The organism is Microbacterium sp. Leaf436 (assembly GCF_001424715.1).
GTDB lineage: Bacteria > Actinomycetota > Actinomycetes > Actinomycetales > Microbacteriaceae > Microbacterium.
On sequence record NZ_LMRB01000004.1, the window covers coordinates 152982 to 171222 of the forward strand.

17 protein-coding genes and 1 tRNA gene are annotated in these 18241 nt (G+C 70.8%); 2 read left to right on the forward strand and 16 right to left on the reverse strand.

What is annotated here, in order from left to right; translation table 11 throughout:
• Positions 1–40: 40 nt before the first annotated feature.
• Positions 41–1126 (forward strand): PAS domain-containing sensor histidine kinase, encoded by a 1086-nt coding sequence (locus ASG45_RS13020; protein ID WP_191926622.1) that lies wholly within the window; start codon positions 41–43, stop codon positions 1124–1126.
• Here the strand turns inward: ASG45_RS13020 and ASG45_RS13025 are convergent.
• The 14 genes from ASG45_RS13025 to ASG45_RS13090 form a co-directional block, all read right to left on the reverse strand.
• A complete protein-coding gene (locus ASG45_RS13025; RefSeq protein WP_055838382.1) occupies positions 1107–1685 on the reverse strand; it encodes an isochorismatase family protein in 579 nt (192 codons plus the stop codon). The two genes, ASG45_RS13020 and ASG45_RS13025, sit on opposite strands and share 20 nt — an antisense overlap.
• Positions 1682–3961 (reverse strand): MMPL family transporter, encoded by a 2280-nt coding sequence (locus tag ASG45_RS13030; RefSeq protein ID WP_082516604.1) that lies wholly within the window; start codon positions 3959–3961, stop codon positions 1682–1684. Before ASG45_RS13030 ends, ASG45_RS13025 begins: the two co-directional genes overlap by 4 nt.
• 40 nt (positions 3962–4001) lie before the next feature.
• Positions 4002–4397, reverse strand: a complete 396-nt coding sequence (locus ASG45_RS13035; protein ID WP_055838389.1) for a hypothetical protein — start codon at positions 4395–4397, stop codon at positions 4002–4004.
• A 225-nt stretch (positions 4398–4622) separates the two neighbouring features.
• Positions 4623–4698: transfer RNA gene (locus ASG45_RS13040), tRNA-Thr, on the reverse strand.
• A gap of 77 nt (positions 4699–4775) precedes the next feature.
• Entirely contained in the window at positions 4776–5447 is a 672-nt protein-coding gene (gene deoC, locus ASG45_RS13045; protein ID WP_055838391.1) for a deoxyribose-phosphate aldolase, read from the reverse strand.
• 63 nt (positions 5448–5510) lie between these two features.
• Entirely contained in the window at positions 5511–7052 is a 1542-nt protein-coding gene (locus tag ASG45_RS13050; RefSeq protein ID WP_055838394.1) for an alpha/beta hydrolase, read from the reverse strand.
• A complete protein-coding gene (locus ASG45_RS13055; protein ID WP_055838397.1) occupies positions 7049–8227 on the reverse strand; it encodes a DNA polymerase III subunit delta' in 1179 nt (392 codons plus the stop codon). Before ASG45_RS13055 ends, ASG45_RS13050 begins: the two co-directional genes overlap by 4 nt.
• Positions 8228–8348: 121 nt before the next feature.
• Entirely contained in the window at positions 8349–9023 is a 675-nt protein-coding gene (tmk, locus tag ASG45_RS13060) for a dTMP kinase (RefSeq protein ID WP_082516605.1), read from the reverse strand.
• Complete coding sequence (gene topA / locus ASG45_RS13065) at positions 9020–11932, reverse strand: type I DNA topoisomerase (protein WP_055838401.1); 2913 nt, start codon at positions 11930–11932, stop codon at positions 9020–9022. The genes tmk and topA overlap by 4 nt, the downstream gene beginning before the upstream one ends.
• Before the next feature lie 60 nt (positions 11933–11992).
• Positions 11993–12322, reverse strand: a complete 330-nt coding sequence (locus tag ASG45_RS13070) for an Rv3654c family TadE-like protein (RefSeq protein ID WP_055838404.1) — start codon at positions 12320–12322, stop codon at positions 11993–11995.
• A complete protein-coding gene (locus ASG45_RS13075; RefSeq protein WP_055838407.1) occupies positions 12322–12675 on the reverse strand; it encodes a TadE family type IV pilus minor pilin in 354 nt (117 codons plus the stop codon). The genes ASG45_RS13070 and ASG45_RS13075 overlap by 1 nt, the downstream gene beginning before the upstream one ends.
• A complete protein-coding gene (locus ASG45_RS13080) occupies positions 12675–12914 on the reverse strand; it encodes a DUF4244 domain-containing protein (RefSeq protein ID WP_055838410.1) in 240 nt (79 codons plus the stop codon). The genes ASG45_RS13075 and ASG45_RS13080 overlap by 1 nt, the downstream gene beginning before the upstream one ends.
• A 95-nt stretch (positions 12915–13009) precedes the next feature.
• Positions 13010–13912: a type II secretion system F family protein gene (locus ASG45_RS13085; RefSeq protein WP_235561619.1), complete on the reverse strand. Its 903-nt coding sequence runs from the start codon at positions 13910–13912 to the stop codon at positions 13010–13012.
• The gene (locus tag ASG45_RS13090) at positions 13906–14886 is read right to left on the reverse strand and encodes a TadA family conjugal transfer-associated ATPase (RefSeq protein ID WP_442922823.1); all 981 of its coding nucleotides are present in this window, start codon (positions 14884–14886) and stop codon (positions 13906–13908) included. Before ASG45_RS13090 ends, ASG45_RS13085 begins: the two co-directional genes overlap by 7 nt.
• A gap of 472 nt (positions 14887–15358) precedes the next feature.
• Between ASG45_RS13090 and acs the strand changes: the two genes are divergently transcribed.
• Positions 15359–17326 carry an acetate--CoA ligase gene (gene acs / locus ASG45_RS13095; RefSeq protein ID WP_055838412.1) on the forward strand — a complete coding sequence of 656 codons (1968 nt, stop codon included), beginning with the start codon at positions 15359–15361 and terminating at the stop codon, positions 17324–17326.
• 193 nt (positions 17327–17519) lie between these two features.
• On the opposite strand, the gene ASG45_RS13105 is transcribed toward acs, so the two are convergent.
• Both ASG45_RS13105 and ASG45_RS13110 read right to left on the reverse strand, forming a co-directional pair.
• Positions 17520–17987, reverse strand: coding sequence for a RidA family protein (locus tag ASG45_RS13105; protein WP_055838418.1), 468 nt, complete (start codon positions 17985–17987; stop codon positions 17520–17522).
• Positions 17984–18202, reverse strand: a complete 219-nt coding sequence (locus ASG45_RS13110; RefSeq protein ID WP_055838421.1) for a DUF4177 domain-containing protein — start codon at positions 18200–18202, stop codon at positions 17984–17986. The genes ASG45_RS13105 and ASG45_RS13110 overlap by 4 nt, the downstream gene beginning before the upstream one ends.
• Positions 18203–18241: the final 39 nt, after the last annotated feature.

Genomic DNA, 18241 nt, shown 5'->3' on the forward strand with positions numbered 1-18241 from the left:
TCTGCGTGCGCCGATGAGCACCGCAGAGAGCGAGCCTCCGATGACAGACGCCCACCTTCCTTCTTCTGCGCAGCCGACTCCTCTGCCCATCCGACGCTCCATGCCGGCGGACTGGGACGGTCAGGTCGACCTCTTCGCCATCGTCAAGCTCGACAGCGGCGGATTCGTGCGGGGGTGGAACCTCGGGGCCGAACTGATCAAGGGGTACAGCGAAGCCGAGATCGTCGGGTCGCACTTCTCGACCTTCTACCGGGAAGAAGACCGGCGTCGTGGCGTTCCCGACCAATTGCTCGCCGCCGCCCAGCGCGACGGGCACGTCGAAGACACCGGCTGGCGCGTGCGGCAGGACGGCAGTGAGTTCTGGGCCCGCGTGACGATCTCGGCGATCCGCAACGATCAGGGCCAGGTGCTCGGTTTCGTGAAGATCGTGCGCGACCTCACCACCGAGAAGCAGGAGGTCGACCATCGCGACGCGCTGCAGCGCACGTTCGCGCACGACCTGCTCTCGCCCGTGACCGCTCTGCGCGGCTATCTCGATCTCATCGGCGAGGAGCTCGAGCCGGATCATCGACTGCTGCGTCTCGCCGGCGAGGCGAGCGACCACCTCATCGCCATGGCCCAGGCGCTGCTCGTCGACTCGACCACGACGGCGGATCGCGGTCGCCGCCGCGCGACGCTCGACCTCATCACCCGCGGTGCGGTCGCTCTCGTTCTTCCCGGACACGCGCCCACCCGGGTGCAGTTCGGGCATGTCGACGCCGTTCCGGTGCTGGGAGACGTCCTGGGGCTCCGTCGCGCCGTCGCCAACGTGCTCGAGAACGCCGCCAAGTACTCCGACGACGTCATCGAGATCGACCTGTTCGAGACCGACGAGGGCGCCGCCGTCCGCGTGCGCGATCACGGCCGGGGCATCCACCCCGACGACCTGGCGACGATCACGACCGAGGGCCAGCGCGGCCGCTACGCCGACGCGAGCGACGGAGGAAGCGGCATCGGCCTCGCCAGCGTCCGCCAGATCGTGTCGGCGCACGGTGGGACGCTGCGCATCGCGAGCGACCCGGGCGAGGGGACGAGCGTGACCATCACGATCCCCCGCGCCGACGACGTCATCGCCGAGAGCGCGTGAGCTCTGCGCCGGCCGCCTCGATCTCGGCCAGCGCCGCGGCGCTCGAGGTCGGGTGCACGCCGGCGATCAAGTCGGTCAGCACGCGCACCGAACGCCCCGCGGCGATCGCGTCGAGAGCCGACGCCCGCACGCAGTAGTCCGTCGCGATGCCGACGAGATCGATGTGCCGGATGCCGTGCGCCTCGAGGATGCCCGCGGCCGTCTGGCCGTCGTCGGATACGCCCTCGAAGAGCGAGTAGGCGGGCTTTCCCTGCCCCTTCTTGAGGTGGTGGGTCACCCGCGCGGTGTCGAACACCTCGTCGTAGTCCGCCCCGTACGTGCCGCCGACGCAGTGCACCGGCCAGGTGTCGACGAAATCGGGGGTGGCCGAGAAGTGCCCCCCGTTGTCGTCGTCGCCGTGGTGCCAGTCGCGCGAGGCGACGACGACCGCGTAGTCGGCCGCGTGGGCCTCGAGGTGGCGCGAGATGCGTTCCGCGACCGCATCGCCGCCCTCGACGCCCAGCGCTCCGCGCTCGGTGAAATCGTTCTGGACATCGACGATGAACAGGGCCCGGGTCATGCGTCGAGCCTACGCGCGTCGACATCGGCCCGGCCGAGTTTCGACGGCCACCAGATGCGGCGCCCCAGGTCGTAGGCCAGCGCGGGAACGAGCAGGGAACGCACGACGAAGGTGTCGAGCAGCACCCCGAACGCGACGATGAACGCGATCTGCGCGAGGAACAGGATCGGGATGACGCCCAGGGCGGCGAAGGTCGCCGCCAGCACCAGGCCGGCCGAGGTGATCACGCCGCCCGTCGCGACCAGCCCCCGCAGGATGCCGGGACGGGTGCCGTGCACGAGGGACTCCTCGCGCACCCGCGACATCAAGAAGATGTTGTAGTCGACGCCGAGGGCGACGAGGAACACGAATCCGTACAGCGGAACCGACGGGTCGGCACCGGGGAACCCGAACACGCCGTCGAAGACGAGGGCGCTCACGCCGAGCGCCGCGCCGAACGACACGATGACGGTCCCGATCAGGATGAGCGGCGCGACGATCGAGCGCAGCAGCGCCATGAGGATGAGCAGGATGACGACGAGCACGATGGGGATGATCAGGGTGCGGTCGCGGATCGAGGTGTCGACCGAGTCGATGTCGGTCGCCGTCACGCCGCCCACCAGCGCCGTCCCCTCGCCGAGCTCGGCGGTCAGCTCGGCGCGCAATGACCTCACCGTGTCGTCGGCGGCCGGGGAGTCGGCGGTATCGGACAGCGTCGCGGCCAACAGCACGTCACCGTCGGAGACGGTGGGCGCGGGCGCGGGCGTTCCCGGTGCACCGAGAGCGGTGGTCTGCAGGACACCGTCGCTCACCGACACGGGGGCCTGACCGCCGGGGGCGTCGGCGGCGAGGACGCCCACGCTGTCGATGCCGGCGGTGCGTTCGAGCACCGTGACGGCGTCGGCCGCCCGGCCCTCGAGCACGAGCACGTAGGCGGGGCTGCCCGATCCGCCCGGGAAGTGCTCGGCCAGGGCCGCCTGCCCGTCGCGCGCCTCGGAGGCGCCGAGCACGAGGTCGCTGGCGGGAACGCCGTCGGCGCGCAGCTGGGTCACCCCCACGCAGGCGGCGAGGAGCACCAGGGTGCACACGATCCACACGGGGCGTGCGCGGCGTGCGACGAACCGCGCCTGTCGCGGCCACACGCCCTTCGCGGGCGCGGTGAGGTCGGCGGGCAGGGCCGCAGCTCCCGGCTTCGGCAGGAAGGGCCAGAACGCGGCGCGGCCGCAGAGGGCGAGCAGCGCCGGCAAGAAGGTCAGAGCAGACAGCACGGCGAACGCGATGCCGATCGAGGCGATGGGCCCGAGCGCTCGGTTGGTGGCGAGGTCGGAGAGCAGCAGGCACAGAAGGCCCGCGATGACCGTTCCGCCCGAGGCCAGGATGGGCTCGACCGCTCCCTTCCAGGCCCGGATCGTGGCATCCCACCTCTTCTCGCCCTCACCGATCGCCTCTCGGAATCGGGCGACGTACAACAGGGCGTAGTCGGTGGCCGCGCCGATGACCAGGATGAAGAGGATCCCCTGCACCTGCCCGTTCAGCACCACGATCCCCGCGAACGCGAGCCACCACACGGTCAGCAACGCCACGCACAGCGCGAACACCGAGGTGAGCAGCACGAGCAGCGGCAGCAGCGGCGAGCGGTAGACCACCACGAGGATGACGAACACCGCGCCGAGCGCGACGATCAGCAGCAGCCCGTCGATGCCGAGGAAGCCCTTCACCAGGTCGGCGGTGAACCCCGCGGGTCCCGTCACCCACGCCTCGACCCCGGCGGGGACGTCGGCCGAGACGCGCTCCCGCACCTGCTCGACGACCTCGCGCACCTCACCGGAGCTGTCGATCGGCACGAAGATCTGCGCGGCCGTGGCGTCGTCGGACACGAGCGGTACAGACGCCTCGCCCGCGACGCCGTCGATCGAGGCCACCTGGGTAGCGAGGGTCTGGAGTGCACTCAGCTGCGCGTCGGTGAGCGCGCTGCCGTCGTCGGTGGCCGCGACCACGAGCGCCGGGATCGTGTCGCCCCCGGTGAAATCGGTGAGTCGCTCGCTGACCTCGGTCGCGTCCGCCGACTGCGGCAGGAACGACGACTGGTCGTTCGTGGCCACCTGGTCGACCTTGCCGAAGAAGGGTCCGCCGATCGAGCCGCCCACCACCCAGAGCAGCACGAGCAGACTCGGGATGCCGATGCGCAGCCACCGTGACACCGTGGGCGCGGAGCGGCGTCGGCGGTCGCCTCGCGACGAGGCGGGGTCGCCGGAAGCGCGGCGTCGAGACGGGGTGGGCGCAGGAGAACCGGACATATCGCTAGCTTATCTAGCAATACGTCCCTCGCGTCAAGTCCTATCCCTGCACGAAGAGCAGCACGATCGAGGCGACGAACGACACCGCTCCGAGCCCCAGCACTCCGGCCGCGAGCAACGAGACGAATCGCACCGACGGCGACGACCGCGTCAACCGCATGCGGTGCGCCGAGCCCCGCCGGTAGAAGATGTCGGCCATGTCCGCGTCGCCGAGGCGGGCGTCGTCGTGCGGCGTCAGGGGGGCTTCGTTGACACCGCCGCCCTCGTCGAACCAGCGCACCACTCGTCCGCCCTCGGCGTGCTCGACCACGGCACGTGTGGGCACCCAGGTGCCGTCGGCGAGTACCAGGACGACCGCGACGAACGCGAGCAGAATGCCCCCACCGAGCCCCACCCACGTGAAGATCTCGATGAGGGCGTCGAGCGCGTTCGACACGGGGGCTCCTGCGGTCAGCGGGCGGATGATCGCCGCCGCACGGCACGGGACGACACGGCTCCCAGCCTATCGGGCGGGCTCCCCCGCCCCCGCAGCTCCGCGCTCGCGACGCCGCGTACCCGACAGCTTCAGCCCGAGAGGCACGGGCACACCGCGGGTCGCTCCGCGGTTCCGTCTCGCGGACGAACCAAAAGACCCCCACCCGATATGCGGGTGAGGGTCTGGTGGAGCCGCCTAAGGGAATCGAACCCTTGACCTATTCATTACGAGTGAATCGCTCTGCCGTCTGAGCTAAGGCGGCATGTGCGCGCTGTCGCGTGCACGATCATCGATTCTACATGCTCCGGCGGGGTCTGAGGTACGCGCGCCGGGGTGGGATCAGTAGTCTCCGGTCGCCGAACGGTCGGCGAGGATGTCGCGGCTCGACGACAGGCCCAGGCGGGTCGCGCCCGCGGCGATCATCTCTTCGGCCGCCGCACGGGTGCGGACGCCTCCGGATGCCTTGACCTCGGCGCGATCGCCGACGGTGCGCTTCATCAGCTCGACGGCGTGCACGCTGGCCCCGCCGGCGGGGTGGAAACCGGTGGAGGTCTTCACGAAGTCGGCGTCGGCGGCGACGGCGACCTCGCACACCGCGACGATGGCCTCGTCGGAAAGTGCGGCCGACTCGATGATGACCTTCAGCACGGTCGGGGCCGGAGCGGCCAGTCGTACCGCGCGGATCTCGGCCTCGACGACGTCGTAGCGCCCCTCGATCGCTGCGCCCACGTCGATGACCATGTCGATCTCGTCGGCGCCCTGCGCCACCGACAGGGCGGCCTCGGCGGCCTTGACCTCGGCGTGGTGCTTGCCGCTGGGGAAACCGCAGACGACGGCGACCTTGAGTCCCGCGGGCACCTCGACGGGCAGGAACGACGGCGACAGGCAGACGCTGTAGGTGCCGAGCTCGGCGGCCTCGGCGATGATGCGCTCGACGTCGGCGCGCGTGGCCTCGGGCTTGAGCAGGGTGTGGTCGATGTACGACGCCAGGTCGGCGGTGGGCGCGGTCATGGGGGTCTCCTCGGGGTGTGACGGATCCAGCCTAGGCGCGGGCGCCGGCGGTGGGTTCGGGGGTCATTCGCAGCGCAGGCCCTCGGCCGGCACCGTGCCGTCGACCAGGTAGTCGTCGACGGCGCCGTTCACGCAATTGTTGCCCTTGTTGTAGGCGAGGTGTCCCTCGCCGACGTAGGTCACCAGCACGCCCTGCGACAGCTGGTCGGCCAGGCTCTGCGCCTCGGCGTACGGGGTCGCGGGATCACCGGTCGTTCCGAGCACCACGATGGGCGGCGAGCCGGGCGCGGTGATGGCCGCACGCGTTCCCGTCGGCGGGGCGGTCCACGCGTCGCAGGGATCGGGTCCGACCCAGTACGGCGCCACGACCGGGGCCTTCTGCTCGAGCTCGGCCAGCAGCGCGTCGCTGTCGGCCTCGCTCTCGGCGGGGTAGTCGACGCAGTTGTACGCGCGCAGCGCCTGCATCGTGTTGTCGGTGTAGACGCCGTCGGTGCGACCGTTGTAGAAGTCGGCGAGCTGGAACGCCACCGACGCGTCGCCGTTCTGCGCCCCGCTCAGAGCGGCACGCAGGTAGGGCCAGTTCTGGTCGCTGTACAGCGCGGCGATGATCGCGGTCATGAGCGAATCCGCTCCGAGCTGACGACCGTCACCCGCCGTGATCGGTCGCGCGTCCACCCGCTCGAGCAGCGATGACAGATCGGCCATCGCGTCGTCGATTGAGCCCGTGAACGGGCAGTCCGACTTCGTCACGCAGTCGGCCATGAACGCCCGCAGCGCGTTCTCGAAACCCACTGCCTGCGCGATCCCGCTCGCGCTGGCCGGGAGGCTCGGGTCGATGCCCCCGTCGAGCACCATGCGCCCGACGCGTTCGGGGAACAGGCCGGCGTACGTCGTGCCCAGCAGCGAGCCGTACGAGAATCCCAGGTAGTTCAGCTTCGCGTCGCCGAGCACGCCACGCAGAAGATCCATGTCGCGCGCGGCGTTCTCGGTCGAGACGTAGGGCAGGATGCCGGCGCTGTTGCTCTCGCACGCCTGGGCGAAGTCGACCTGCCGCTGCTCGAGGGCGGCGTTGCGCTCGTCGCTGCCGCGCGCTCCGGGCGGGATGTCGTACAGGTAGGCGTCCATGCCCGCGGCGTCGTAGCACGTCACCGGCGACGACTGACCCACCCCGCGCGGGTCGAACCCGATGACGTCGTACGCGCTCGTGAGCGTCTCGTCGGCGACGAGCGAGAGCGAGTCACGCACCGTGTCGACGCCGCTGACCCCCGGCCCACCGGGGTTGGTCAACAGGGAGCCCAGGGGCTCGCCCGACGTCGCCCGGTGGCGGATGACGGCCAGCTGCAGGTCACCGGCCGAGGGGTCGGCGTAGTCGCGGGGGGCGGTGACGGTCGTGCAGTCGAACCCGGCGCTTCCGCAGGCTTCCCACGCGAGCGTCTGGCCGTAGTACGGCAGGAGTGCCGCGTCGACGCCCTCGGTCTGCGGAGCGAGCGAGCGCCCCCCGTCGGGCGCCATCGGCGGGATCTGGGCGTAGAGGCACCCGGACAGGGCCAGGGCGACCCCGGCCACGCCGGCGATCACGGCGGCCAGACGACGGCGCGCGCTCACGGGGCGGAACCATTCGCGACGGTGATCATTAGACTCTCCAATGCCAAGAGGGGCGCCGCGTTCTGCTCGAGGTGCGAGCGGGTGTCGGAAATGCGGTCGAGCACGCCGAGCGTACGGGCCGGCGTCCACTCCGCCGCGAGGGAGCGCAGGTCGTCGAGGCGCTCGCTGTTGACCAGGTCGCCCTCGCGGCCGTACTGGATCATCACGACGTCACGGAACAGGGACTGCAGGTCGGTGAGCACGCGGTCGATGCCATCGCGCAGGCTGCGGGTGGCGCGCCGCTTCTGGTCGTCTTCGAGGGCGTTGACCTGGCCGCGGACCGACGGCGGCACCGCGGCCCCCTCGGCGACACCGAAGGTGCGCAGCAGCGCACGCCGTTCTTCTTCGTCGCGGGTGGCGGTGAGGGCCTTCGCGTCGTCGGTGGCCAGGCGCACGATGCGTCCCGCCACCTCGACGGCGTCGCCGATGCCGCGCACCGCGAGGACCGCAGCCAGGGTCTCGGCACGACGGGCGCGGGCGTCGTCGTCGGTGGCGAGGCGCTGGGCCATGCCGATGTGGCGCTGCGCGTGGCGCGCGGACTCCTCGGCGATGTCTGGGGCGACACCCGTGCGTTCGACGATGAGGGCGGCGACGTCGGTGACCGAGGGCTCTCGCAGGCGCAGGAGTCGGACGCGGGAGCGGATGGTCGGCAGAAGGTCGGCATCGCTCGGGGCGCACAGCACCCACACGGTCTTCTCGGGGGGCTCCTCAAGGGCCTTCAGCAGCACGTTGGACGTGCGTTCGGCCATGCGATCGGCGTCTTCGACGACGATCACCCGGTGCCGCCCGAGCGACGGTGCGAACGACGACCGCTCCACCAGACGGCGGGCCTCGTCGATGCGGATGACGACCTGCTCGGTGCGCAGTGCGGTGAGGTCGGGGTGGGTGCGGGCCAGCACCTGCTGCTGCGCCCGCTCGTCGCCCGGCTCGGCGATGAGCGCCGCCGCGAACGCGTACGCGAGGGTCGAGCGCCCCGACCCGGGAGGGCCCGTGATCAACCAGGCGTGGGCCAGCGCGGCGGGGTCGGATGCCGCGGCGCGCAGGGTGTCGACGGCGTCGTCTTGCCCCCACACGGCGTCCCACGGGAACGGCGCCGCCGCGGCGGGCGTGGACGGCGAGTCGAGGGCGACGGACATGGGCTCCAGCCTAACCGTGGGCTCCGACAGCGTTCCCTGGCTCGTACCGGCGAGCTCGAGGACGAGCTCGCCGACGGGCGACGGACGTCGATACCGCCGGGGTACCGCGGTCGAGGACGCGTCAGCGCAGCCGCGTCGTCACGGCGTCGCGCACGCGCGCGGCCAGAACCTCGGGCGCCTCGGTCGCGTCGAGCACGAGGAAACGCTCCGGCTCACGTCGTGCGAGAGCCAGGAAGCCGTCACGCACGCGGGCATGGAACTCGTTCTTCTCGGCTTCGAGGCGGTCGAAGGGCTTGTCGTCGGCGTCGAGGCGCGCTCGCGCGGCGGTCGGGTCGAGGTCGAGCAGCACCGTGAGGTCGGGCAGCAGCCCGTCGGTTGCCCAGAGGGACAGCGCCCGCACGTCGTCGGCGTCGAGGACGCGGCCCGCTCCCTGATACGCCACGGAGGAGTCGAGGTACCGATCCTGGATGACGACGTCGCCGCGTGCGATGGCCGGCTGCACGACCGTCTCGACGTGGTGCGCGCGGTCGGCGGCGTACAGCAGAGCCTCTGCGCGGGCGTTGATGTGCCCCCGGTGGTGCAGCACGATGTCGCGAATTCTCACGCCCACCTCGGTGCCGCCCGGTTCGCGCGTGCGCACCACGTCGCGACCGTCGGAGCGCACCCACTGCTCGAGCAGCGACGCCTGGGTGGTCTTTCCCGCCCCGTCGCCGCCCTCGAAGGTGACGAAGAGGCCGGGGCCCCCGGCCGCCGCCGCGCGCGGGGCGTGCAGCGGCCGGGTGTCCTCGATGGTCACGACTGCGTCGCCGGCGCCTTGCGCGTGGTCGTGGCCTTCGGCGCGGCCGTCTTGCTGGCTGCCGCCGTCTTGCTGGCGGTCGTCTTGCTGGCCGCCGTCTTGGCCGCGGTCGTCTTGGCCGCCGCGGTCTTGGCTGCCGTGGTCTTGGCCGCCGCCGTCTTGGCCGCCGTCGTCTTGGCCGCCGCGGTCTTGGCAGCGGTCGTCTTGCTGGCCGCCGTCTTCGTCGCCGTCGTCTTGCGTGCCGGAGCCTTCTTGGGCGCGGGACCCTTGGCGCGCTTGTCGGCGATGAGCTCGACGGCGCGCTCGAAGGTGACGGCCATGACGTCCTCACCGCGCGGGACCGTGGCGTTGGTCTCGCCATCGGTCACGTACGGTCCGAAGCGGCCGTCCTTGAGCTTGATCGCCTTGCCGCTGACCGGATCGGCGTCGAACTCCTTCAGGGCGCTCGACGCACGGCGTGCGCCGTACTTCGGCTCGGCGTACTTGGCGATCGCCTCGTCGAGCGTGATCTCGAAGATCTGCTTCTCATCGTCGAGCGACCGCGAGTCGGTGCCCTTCTTGAGGTACGGCCCGAACCGCCCGTTCTGCGCGGTGATCTCGGCACCGGTCTCGGGGTCGGCGCCGACGACGCGCGGAAGCGACAGCAGCTGCAGCGCGGTGTCGAGGTCGATCGTGTCGACCGACATCGAGCGGAAGAGCGAGGCCGTGCGGGGCTTGGGCGCGACCTCTTTCTTCACGCCGCGCTTCTTCGGCTGCTCGACGACCTCGCCGGTGGCCTGGTCGACCTCGTCGGGCTCTTCGGCATCCACTTCTTGCACGTACGGACCGAAGCGGCCGTCTTTCACGACGACGAGCTTGCCGTTCTCGGCGTTCTCGCCGAGCACGCGGTCGCCCGCGACGGGGGCGTCGATGAGCTCCTGGGCCTTCTCGGGCGTGAGCTCGTCGGGCGCGAGGTCTTCGGGGATGTTGACGATGCGGGGCTTCTCCTCGGCGTCGGCTCCGGGCTCGGTGATCTCGAGGTACGGACCGTACTTGCCGAAGCGCAGGGTGGCCGTGTCGGTGATGCGGGTCGAGTTGAGCTCGCGGGCATCGATCTCGCCGAGGTTGTCGACGATGTGCCGCAGGCCCACCTGCTTCTCCGAACCGAAGTAGAACGACTTCAGCCACTCCGTGCGACGCTGCTCCCCGCGGGCGATCGCGTCGAGGTCGTCTTCGAGGGCGGCCGTGAAGTCGTAGTCGACGAGATCGGCGAAGTGCTCTTCGAGCAGGCGCACGACGCTGAAGGCCAGCCAGCTGGGCACCAGGGCCTGTCCGCGCTTGGAGACGTAGCCGCGATCGAGGATGACGCCGATGATGCTGGCGAACGTCGACGGGCGGCCGATGCCCTTCTCTTCGAGCGCTTTCACGAGGCTGGCCTCGGTGTAGCGCGGCTTGGGCGAGGTGCTGTGCCCCTTGGGCTCCACGTCGCTGACGGTGAGTTCGTCGCCCGCCGCGACCGCGGGCAGGGACTGGTCCTCGTCGTCGTCGCGCCCGTTGCGCTTCTCGTCGTTGCCCTCTTCATAGGCCTCGAGGAAGCCCTTGAAGGTGTAGACGGTTCCGGATGCCGTGAACTCCGCGACCTGCTCGCCCGCGGCGACGGTGAGGGTGACCGTGGTGGTCTCGTACTTGGCATCGGCCATCTGGCTGGCGACCGTGCGCTTCCAGATGAGGTCGTACAGCTTCTGCTCGTCGCGGTCGAGCGACGACGCGAGCGACGCGGGCGTGCGGAAGGTCTCGCCCGAGGGGCGGACGGCCTCGTGCGCCTCTTGCGCGTTCTTGGACTTGCTCTTGTAGACGCGCGGGTTGGCGGGGACGGCCTTGTCGCCGTACAGCGAGACGGCCTGTGCGCGCGCCGCCGAGATGGCCTGCCCCGAGAGGGCGACCGAGTCGGTGCGCATATAAGTAATGAAGCCCTTCTCGTACAGACGCTGCGCGACCCCCATGGCGTGCTTGGCGCTCATCGAGAGCTTGCGACCGGCCTCCTGCTGCAGGGTGGAGGTCGTGAAGGGGGCGCGGGGGCTGCGCGTGCCGGGCTTGGCCTCGACCTTGGCCACCGTCGCGCGGCCGGCGGCGGTGATGGCCGCGGCGAGTGTGCGGGCCTTCGCCTCGTCGAGCACCACGACGGCCTTCTTGAGATTTCCGTTGTCGTCGTAGTCGCTTCCGCGGGCGATGGGAGCACCGTCGAGACGGGCGAGGCGAGTGGTGAACGAAGAACCGGTCTGCGACGCGAGCGCTTCGACGTCCCAGTACGACGCCGACACGAACGCCATGCGCTCGCGCTCGCGTTCGACGACCATGCGGGTCGCGGCGGACTGCACGCGGCCGGCGCTGAGCGCCGTGCCCTCGCGGCCGGATCCCACCTTGCGCCAGAGCACGGGCGAGACGTCCCAGCCGTACAGGCGGTCGAGCACGCGACGGGTCTCCTGCGCGTCGACCAGCGACACGTCGAGTTCGCGAGTGTTCTCGGCGGCTTCGCGGATGGCGTCCTTCGTGATCTCGTGGAAGATCATGCGACGCACGGGGACCTTGGGCTTGAGAACCTCGAGCAGGTGCCACGCGATGGCTTCGCCTTCGCGGTCACCATCAGTGGCCAGCAGGACTTCGTCGGCCGTCTTCAGCGCGCGCTTGAGCTCGGCCACCGTCTTGGTCTTGCGGTCGTTGACCACGTAGAACGGGTCGAAGTCGTTCTCGACGTCGATGGAGTACTTGCCGTACGCCGCCTTCTTGTCGGCCGGGATCTCTTTCTTCGACGCGAGATCGCGGATGTGACCGACCGAGCTGAGCACCTCGTAGTCGTCGCCGAGGTATCCCTGGATCGACTTCATCTTCGTCGGGGACTCGACGATGACGAGCTTCTTGCCGTTTGCCACTGGGGTCCTTTCGTCGATGCACACCATACACACGCCTGCCTGGCGGGGTTCCGGGAGGACTCATGGGCTCGGGACATCGGGTGGTCCGGCCCGCGCGCGCACATCGAATGGAATCCCACCGTACGCCCCAGCGACGGTGACGGTGGCGACCAGGCCGTCGACATCGCACTCCTGCAGGCTCGCACCCCCCTGCTCGGCGACGACCGTCGCCGCCTCACAGGGCACCCCCGTCACCGCCCCGCTCACCGTGTCGGCCGCGGCGAGGGCGGCGGCATCCGCGATCCCCGACAGCCGTTGCACCTGCACCACGGCGCCGAGAGCGAGTCCGAGAGCGACGGTGGCGCCCGCCACGACCGCGGTGACGCCGACCACCGCGACCGTTCCCGCCATCAGCGCCCTCCGTCGAGGGCGCAGGCCCGTGTGGTCACGGGCGCGAGCGGGAGCGTCGACGCGATCGGGGCGGAAGCCGTGACGCAGACGAGGCCGTCGACGCGTTCGACCGACGCGCTGCCCCCGACGCCGTCGACGACGGCGAGCCCGCCGCCGTCTCCCCGCCCGAGTAGTCGCGCGGCCTCGGTGGCGCTGTGCTGCAGCCGGACGGCCGTGGCGACCGAGCCGAGCGCCCCCACCCCCAGCGCCAGCACGACGATGAGCGCGGGCAGCGCGACGGCGAACTCCGCGGTCACGGCACCGCGCTCGTCGAGCCGCGGCCATCGACGCTCGGCCCGGCGAACCGCGGACATCACTGCACCGTCAGCGCACGACGAACGAGATCGGTGAGGATCCCGCGCACTTCGTCGCTGCGCATGATGACGACGAGCAGCCCGGCGAAGGCGACGGCGGCCATGGTCGCGATGGCGTATTCGGCGGTCGCGGCTCCTCTCTCATCGAGGAAGAGGGCACCCGCGCGCCCCGAGGTCAGCGCGGGGACGCACGTCTCGTGACGAGCGTCGGCGGCGGTGGGAAGGAAGGGAATGGTCATGGCGACTCCTTTTCGGTGAGAGACCCGGGCGAAGAGGCATCTCCGCCCATCGGATCGAGGGGAGGTGAGCGGGTGGGGGCGAGAGTGACCCCTCGCTAGGGGAACCCGCTGGAACGCAGCAGGCCGAGCATCATCGGCACGACGGCGAGCAGGAGGAACGCGGGCAGGGTGCAGGCGCCGAGCGGCACGAGAAGGTGCGTCGACAGGCGCGCGGCCGCCGCGCGCCCCTCGGTGCGGGCGCGATGACGTGCCATCCACGCGTCGCCGCGCAGCAGCTCGCTCGCCGGCACACCGGCGCGCACGGCAAGATCGAGGGTCGCCTCGATGGCCTGGTCCCCCGAGGCCTCGGAGAGCGGCGGCTCGACGCGGCCGGCTGCGGTGGCGAGCTGACGCGCCCGATCGACCGAGATCCCCGCCGAGAGGGCGACCGCCCACAGCTCGGCGTTCAGACCCGGCACACCTCGGGGTGGCCTCGCTCGGCGCACGAGATGGCGGGCCCAGAGGCGTGAGGCCACGACAAGGAGCGCGCCCCCGACGAGACAGGCCGTGCCGAGCGGATCGGTCACCAGGATGCCGACTGTATCGAAGCCCAGGGCGAGCCCCAGCGGAACCCCCAGAACCGGGAGCCACGCGAGCAGCCGCGCGGTCGCCGCGGGTTCGGCGAGTGCCACGCGCACGTCGGCCGAGATCTCGGCGGCGTCCCGCAGGGCTCCCCCGATCGTGCGCAGCGTATCGGCCAACGGCGCACCGGCATCGACGGCGACCGCATAGACCGCGGCGACATCGCTCCAGGTCTCACCCGCCGAGCGCAGGACCTCGGCGACATCGTCGCCGCGCGCCGCCGCCCGTGCCGCGCCCACCGCCGTCGCATCCCCCTGCTCGGCGACGACGGCCCACGCGCGCGCCGGGGTCAGCCCCGCGCCCAGCAGCACGGCGAGACGCATCGTGGTCTCGAGGGCGTCGGCGCGACCGATCGCGGCGCGTCCCGCTTTCACCACGGCTCCGCATCGATGCGCAGACGCCCGTCGCTCAGTACCGGGCGCCCCCATCCCGTGACCCGGCGGCGTCCGTCACGACGTTCGACGTGCACCACGGCACCGATGGCGCTCGCGGCCTGCCGGCCGGTGGTGGTGGCATCCATTCCCGCCAGCGACCCCAGAGCCTCCAGTCGCGTCGCCACGTCGCGCAGGCTGCTCGCATGCAGCGTGCCGGCGCCTCCGTCGTGGCCGGTGTTGAGCGCCATGAGCAGGTCGCGTACCTCTTCGCCGCGGCACTCCCCCAGAACGAGGCGGTCGGGTCGCATGCGCAGCGCCTCGCGTACGAGACGGGCCACGGTGAGAGCCCCGGCGCCCTCGAGGTTCGCCTGGCGGGCCTCGAGCGCGACGTGATGGGGGTGATCCGGCCGGAGCTCGGCCACCTCTTCGACGGTGATGAGACGTTCCCCGGCGGGGACTCGCCCCAGCAGGGCGGCGAGCAACGTCGTCTTGCCGGCCCCGGTGGCGCCGCTGATGAGGATGTTCCACCGCCGATCGACCATGTCTTCCAGACGCGCGCGCTGCGTCGCGGTGAACATGCCCCCGCGTTCGAGCCCGACGAGATCGGGGGCGTCCCACCGCGGCACCCGCACAGAGATGCTCGTTCCGCCCACGGCGACCGGTGCGAGCACGGCATGTACGCGGACCCCGCGTTCGAGCCGCACGTCGACGCAGGGCGACGCGTCGTCGAGGTGGCGACCGCCGAGCGCGATGAGACGCACCGCGAGCCGACGGACCTCGAGCTCGCCCGCGCGCCATGACGCCACGCATTCGATGCCGCGCCCTCGATCGATGAAGAGTCCCCGGTCTCCGTTGACGAAGAGATCGGTCACCGACCCGTCGTCGAGGAACGGCCGCAGGAACGCCAACGCCGGATCGTCCCAGACGGGGGGCGCTTCAGCGGGATCGGGCCGGTGCAGGGGAATGACGGAAGACACGACGACGAACGTAGGGAGGACGCCCCCGCGCGCGTCGAGCGAAAACAGCGATCGGTGGATGCTCCGACGCATCGACACCGTGGGGAGGAACGGTCGTTCTCGCCGCGTCAGCGGGTGTGCGCCCCGGCGAGGGATGGCCCCTCGGGGCCGGCATCGCAGGCCACCGGCCGCGGAAAGAGGAGGGGGCGGCATCCCTACAGTGGGGGGCGAGGGATGCCGCCAGGCGCCGGAGGAAAATTGGGGGGCTCCCCCCGACGCGAGTGCCGAAACAATGTTCCGGCATGACTAGGTTACGCGTGGGAGAACGGCCTGGCCAACTCCCAGACCCATTCACCCCGATATATCACCTGTTTTGATCCCGAGCCGATGCCAACTATCGGAGGTGGCCGGTGTCGGAGGGGGTCGATAGCGTGACCCGGGTGATGACGTCGCGCACCGACGCGGCGTCGCGTGAACGCGAAGGAGCGCCGCGATGAGCAGCCAGATCGACCATCTCCTCAACGAGACCCGCCGGTTCGCCCCGGCGGCGTCGTTCGCAGCGCAAGCCGTCGCGGATCGTAGCCTGTACGAGCGCGCCGCCGCGGATCGCGAGGGCTTCTGGGCGGACCAGGCTCGCGAGCTGCACTGGCACACTCCCTTCACCCGCGTGCTCGACTGGTCGAACCCGCCGTTCGCCGAGTGGTTCGGCGACGGCGAGCTGAACGTGGCCTACAACTGCCTCGACCGCCACGTCGAGGCCGGGCACGGCGACCGCATCGCTCTGCGCTGGGAGGGCGAGCCCGGCGACCAGCGCAACGTCAGCTACGCCGAGCTCACCGACGAGGTCAAACGCCTCGCCAACGTCCTCACCGAGCTCGGCGTGGAGCAGGGTGACCGCGTCGCGCTGTACCTGCCCATGATCCCCGAGGCGATTGCGTCGATGCTCGCCGTCGCCCGCATCGGCGCGGTGCACTCCGTCGTCTTCGGCGGATTCTCGGCCGACAGCCTGCGCGCCCGCATCGACGATGCCGGGGCGAAGGTCGTCATCACCGCCGACGGCGGGTGGCGCAAGGGCAAGGTGTCGCCCCTGAAGCCCGCGGTCGATCAGGCTCTCGCCGACCGCAACGGATCCGGCATCCAAGAGACCGTCGAACACGTGATCGTCGTGAAGCGCGGCGCGAACGAGGTCGATTGGACCGACGACCGCGACCTCTGGTGGCACGATGTCGTGCCGTCGGCATCGGCCGAGCACGAGGCGCAGGCATTCCCGGCAGAGACGCCCCTGTTCATCCTCTACACGTCGGGGACGACCGGTAAGCCGAAGGGCATCCTGCACACCTCCGGCGGGTATCTGACGCAGGCGGCCTTCACGAACCGCGTCGTGCACGACGTGCACCCCGAGACCGACGTGTACTGGTGCACCGCCGACATCGGGTGGATCACCGGCCACACGTACGTCACCTACGGTCCGCTCGCCAACGGCGCCACCCAGCTGCTGTACGAGGGCACCCCCGACACTCCGCACCCGGGCCGCTGGTGGGAGCTCATCGAGAAGCACGGTGTGAGCGTGTTCTACACCGCTCCGACCGCGATCCGTTCGTTCATGAAGATCGGGCGCGACGTCCCGCAGAAGTTCGACCTGTCGTCGATCCGGCTACTCGGCTCGGTGGGCGAGCCCATCAACCCCGAGGCGTGGATCTGGTACCGCGACATCATCGGCGCCGGCGAGGCTCCGATCGTCGACACCTGGTGGCAGACCGAGACGGGCGCCATCATGATCTCGGCCCTGCCCGGCGTCACCGAAACCAAGCCCGGATCGGCCCAGGTGCCGATACCCGGCATCTCGATCGCGGTCGTCGACGAGCAGGGCGAGAAGGTGGGCAATGGCGGCGGCGGTCTGCTCGTGGTCACCGAGCCCTGGCCGAGCATGCTGCGCGGCATCTGGGGCGACCCCGACCGCTACCGCGAGACCTACTGGGACAAGTTCGCCGACAAGGGGTACTACTTCGCGGGCGATGGCGCTCGGCTCGACGACGACGGCGACGTCTGGCTGCTCGGGCGCGTCGACGACGTCATGAACGTCTCGGGCCACCGCCTGTCGACCGCCGAGATCGAGTCGGCCCTGGTCGGCCACGAGGGCGTCGCCGAGGCGGCGGTGGTCGGCGCGTCCGACGAGACGACCGGGCAGGCGGTGGTGGCGTTCGTCATCATCAAGAGCCGCTTCCTCAAGCAGAACCCGGTGGAGGGCCTCGGAGACGAGCTGCGCAGATGGGTGGGCGAGCAGATCGGTCCGATCGCGCGTCCCCGCGACGTGTACATCGTGGGCGAGCTGCCGAAGACGCGCTCGGGCAAGATCATGCGCCGGCTGCTCCGCGACGTCGCCGAGGGGCGCGAGGTGGGCGACACCACGACGCTCGCCGACACCGCCGTCATGAGCGTGATCAGCGCCCAGGTGAAGTGATCACCGGTCGTGGATGCCGTGTTCGACGGCGTCCACGACCGACGGTCTCACTCCGTGCGGGCGCGTGGCGCCATCGCAGAGACCATCGTTCGCGACGCCATCCCCGTCGCGGACGAGAAACGACGAAGGGGACGCGCGGTACGACCGCACGTCCCCTTCGTCTCGCCGGGTGCCCGGCATCCGGAATCGATCCTCACACGACGGTGAAGACCACCTCGACCTCGACGGGGCTGTCGAGCGGCAGCACGGGAACGCCCACGGCGGAGCGGGCGTGCGCGCCGGCCTCGCCGAACACCTCGCCCAAGAACTCGCTCGCCCCGTTGATGACTCCCGGCTGACCGGTGAACTCGGGAACGGATGCCACGAACCCGGTGAGCTTGAGCACACCGGTGAGATTGTCGACACCGCCGGCCACGGCGGCGGCCGCGGCGATCGCGTTCAACGCGCACTGGCGGGCGAAGGAACGAGCGTCGGCGGGGCTCACCAGTCCGGCGGACTCCCCCACCTTGCCGGTCGCCGGCAACGATCCCTGCACCATCGGCAACTGGCCCGAAGTGTAGACGAGGTCGCCGTACCGTTTGGCCGGAATGTAGGACGCCACGGGCGGGACGACGGCGGGCACCTCGACGCCCAGCTCCGCCAGGCGCTGCGAGACGCTCACTGCTGGCCCTCGAACTGGCGGGCCGCCTGTTCGGCCGCGCCGAGACCGGCGTTGGCCGTCCCGCCGCCCGTGGGCCGCTTGAGGTAGGCGACGAGCCCACCCTCGGGACCGGGCACGACCTGCACGAGCTCCCAGCCCTGCTTGCCCCAGTTGTTGAGGATCGCGGCGGTGTTGTGGATCAACAGCGGCGTGGTGACGTACTCCCACGTGATCATTCGGGCTCCCGGCGGTGACTCGGCGCGCGCAGACTCGTG

Coding starts and splice junctions, on each gene's coding strand:
- ASG45_RS13080 (WP_055838410.1), bottom strand. CDS start 12,914: ATGACCATTCCCTTCCTTCCCACCGCCGCCGACGCTCGTCACGAGACG.
- ASG45_RS13110 (WP_055838421.1), bottom strand. CDS start 18,202: ATGATCACGTGGGAGTACGTCACCACGCCGCTGTTGATCCACAACACC.
- ASG45_RS13055 (WP_055838397.1), bottom strand. CDS start 8,227: ATGTCCGTCGCCCTCGACTCGCCGTCCACGCCCGCCGCGGCGGCGCCG.
- ASG45_RS13075 (WP_055838407.1), bottom strand. CDS start 12,675: ATGTCCGCGGTTCGCCGGGCCGAGCGTCGATGGCCGCGGCTCGACGAG.
- ASG45_RS13025 (WP_055838382.1), bottom strand. CDS start 1,685: ATGACCCGGGCCCTGTTCATCGTCGATGTCCAGAACGATTTCACCGAG.
- ASG45_RS13070 (WP_055838404.1), bottom strand. CDS start 12,322: ATGGCGGGAACGGTCGCGGTGGTCGGCGTCACCGCGGTCGTGGCGGGC.
- ASG45_RS13020 (WP_191926622.1), top strand. CDS start 41: ATGACAGACGCCCACCTTCCTTCTTCTGCGCAGCCGACTCCTCTGCCC.
- acs (WP_055838412.1), top strand. CDS start 15,359: ATGAGCAGCCAGATCGACCATCTCCTCAACGAGACCCGCCGGTTCGCC.
- deoC (WP_055838391.1), bottom strand. CDS start 5,447: ATGACCGCGCCCACCGCCGACCTGGCGTCGTACATCGACCACACCCTG.
- ASG45_RS13030 (WP_082516604.1), bottom strand. CDS start 3,961: ATGTCCGGTTCTCCTGCGCCCACCCCGTCTCGACGCCGCGCTTCCGGC.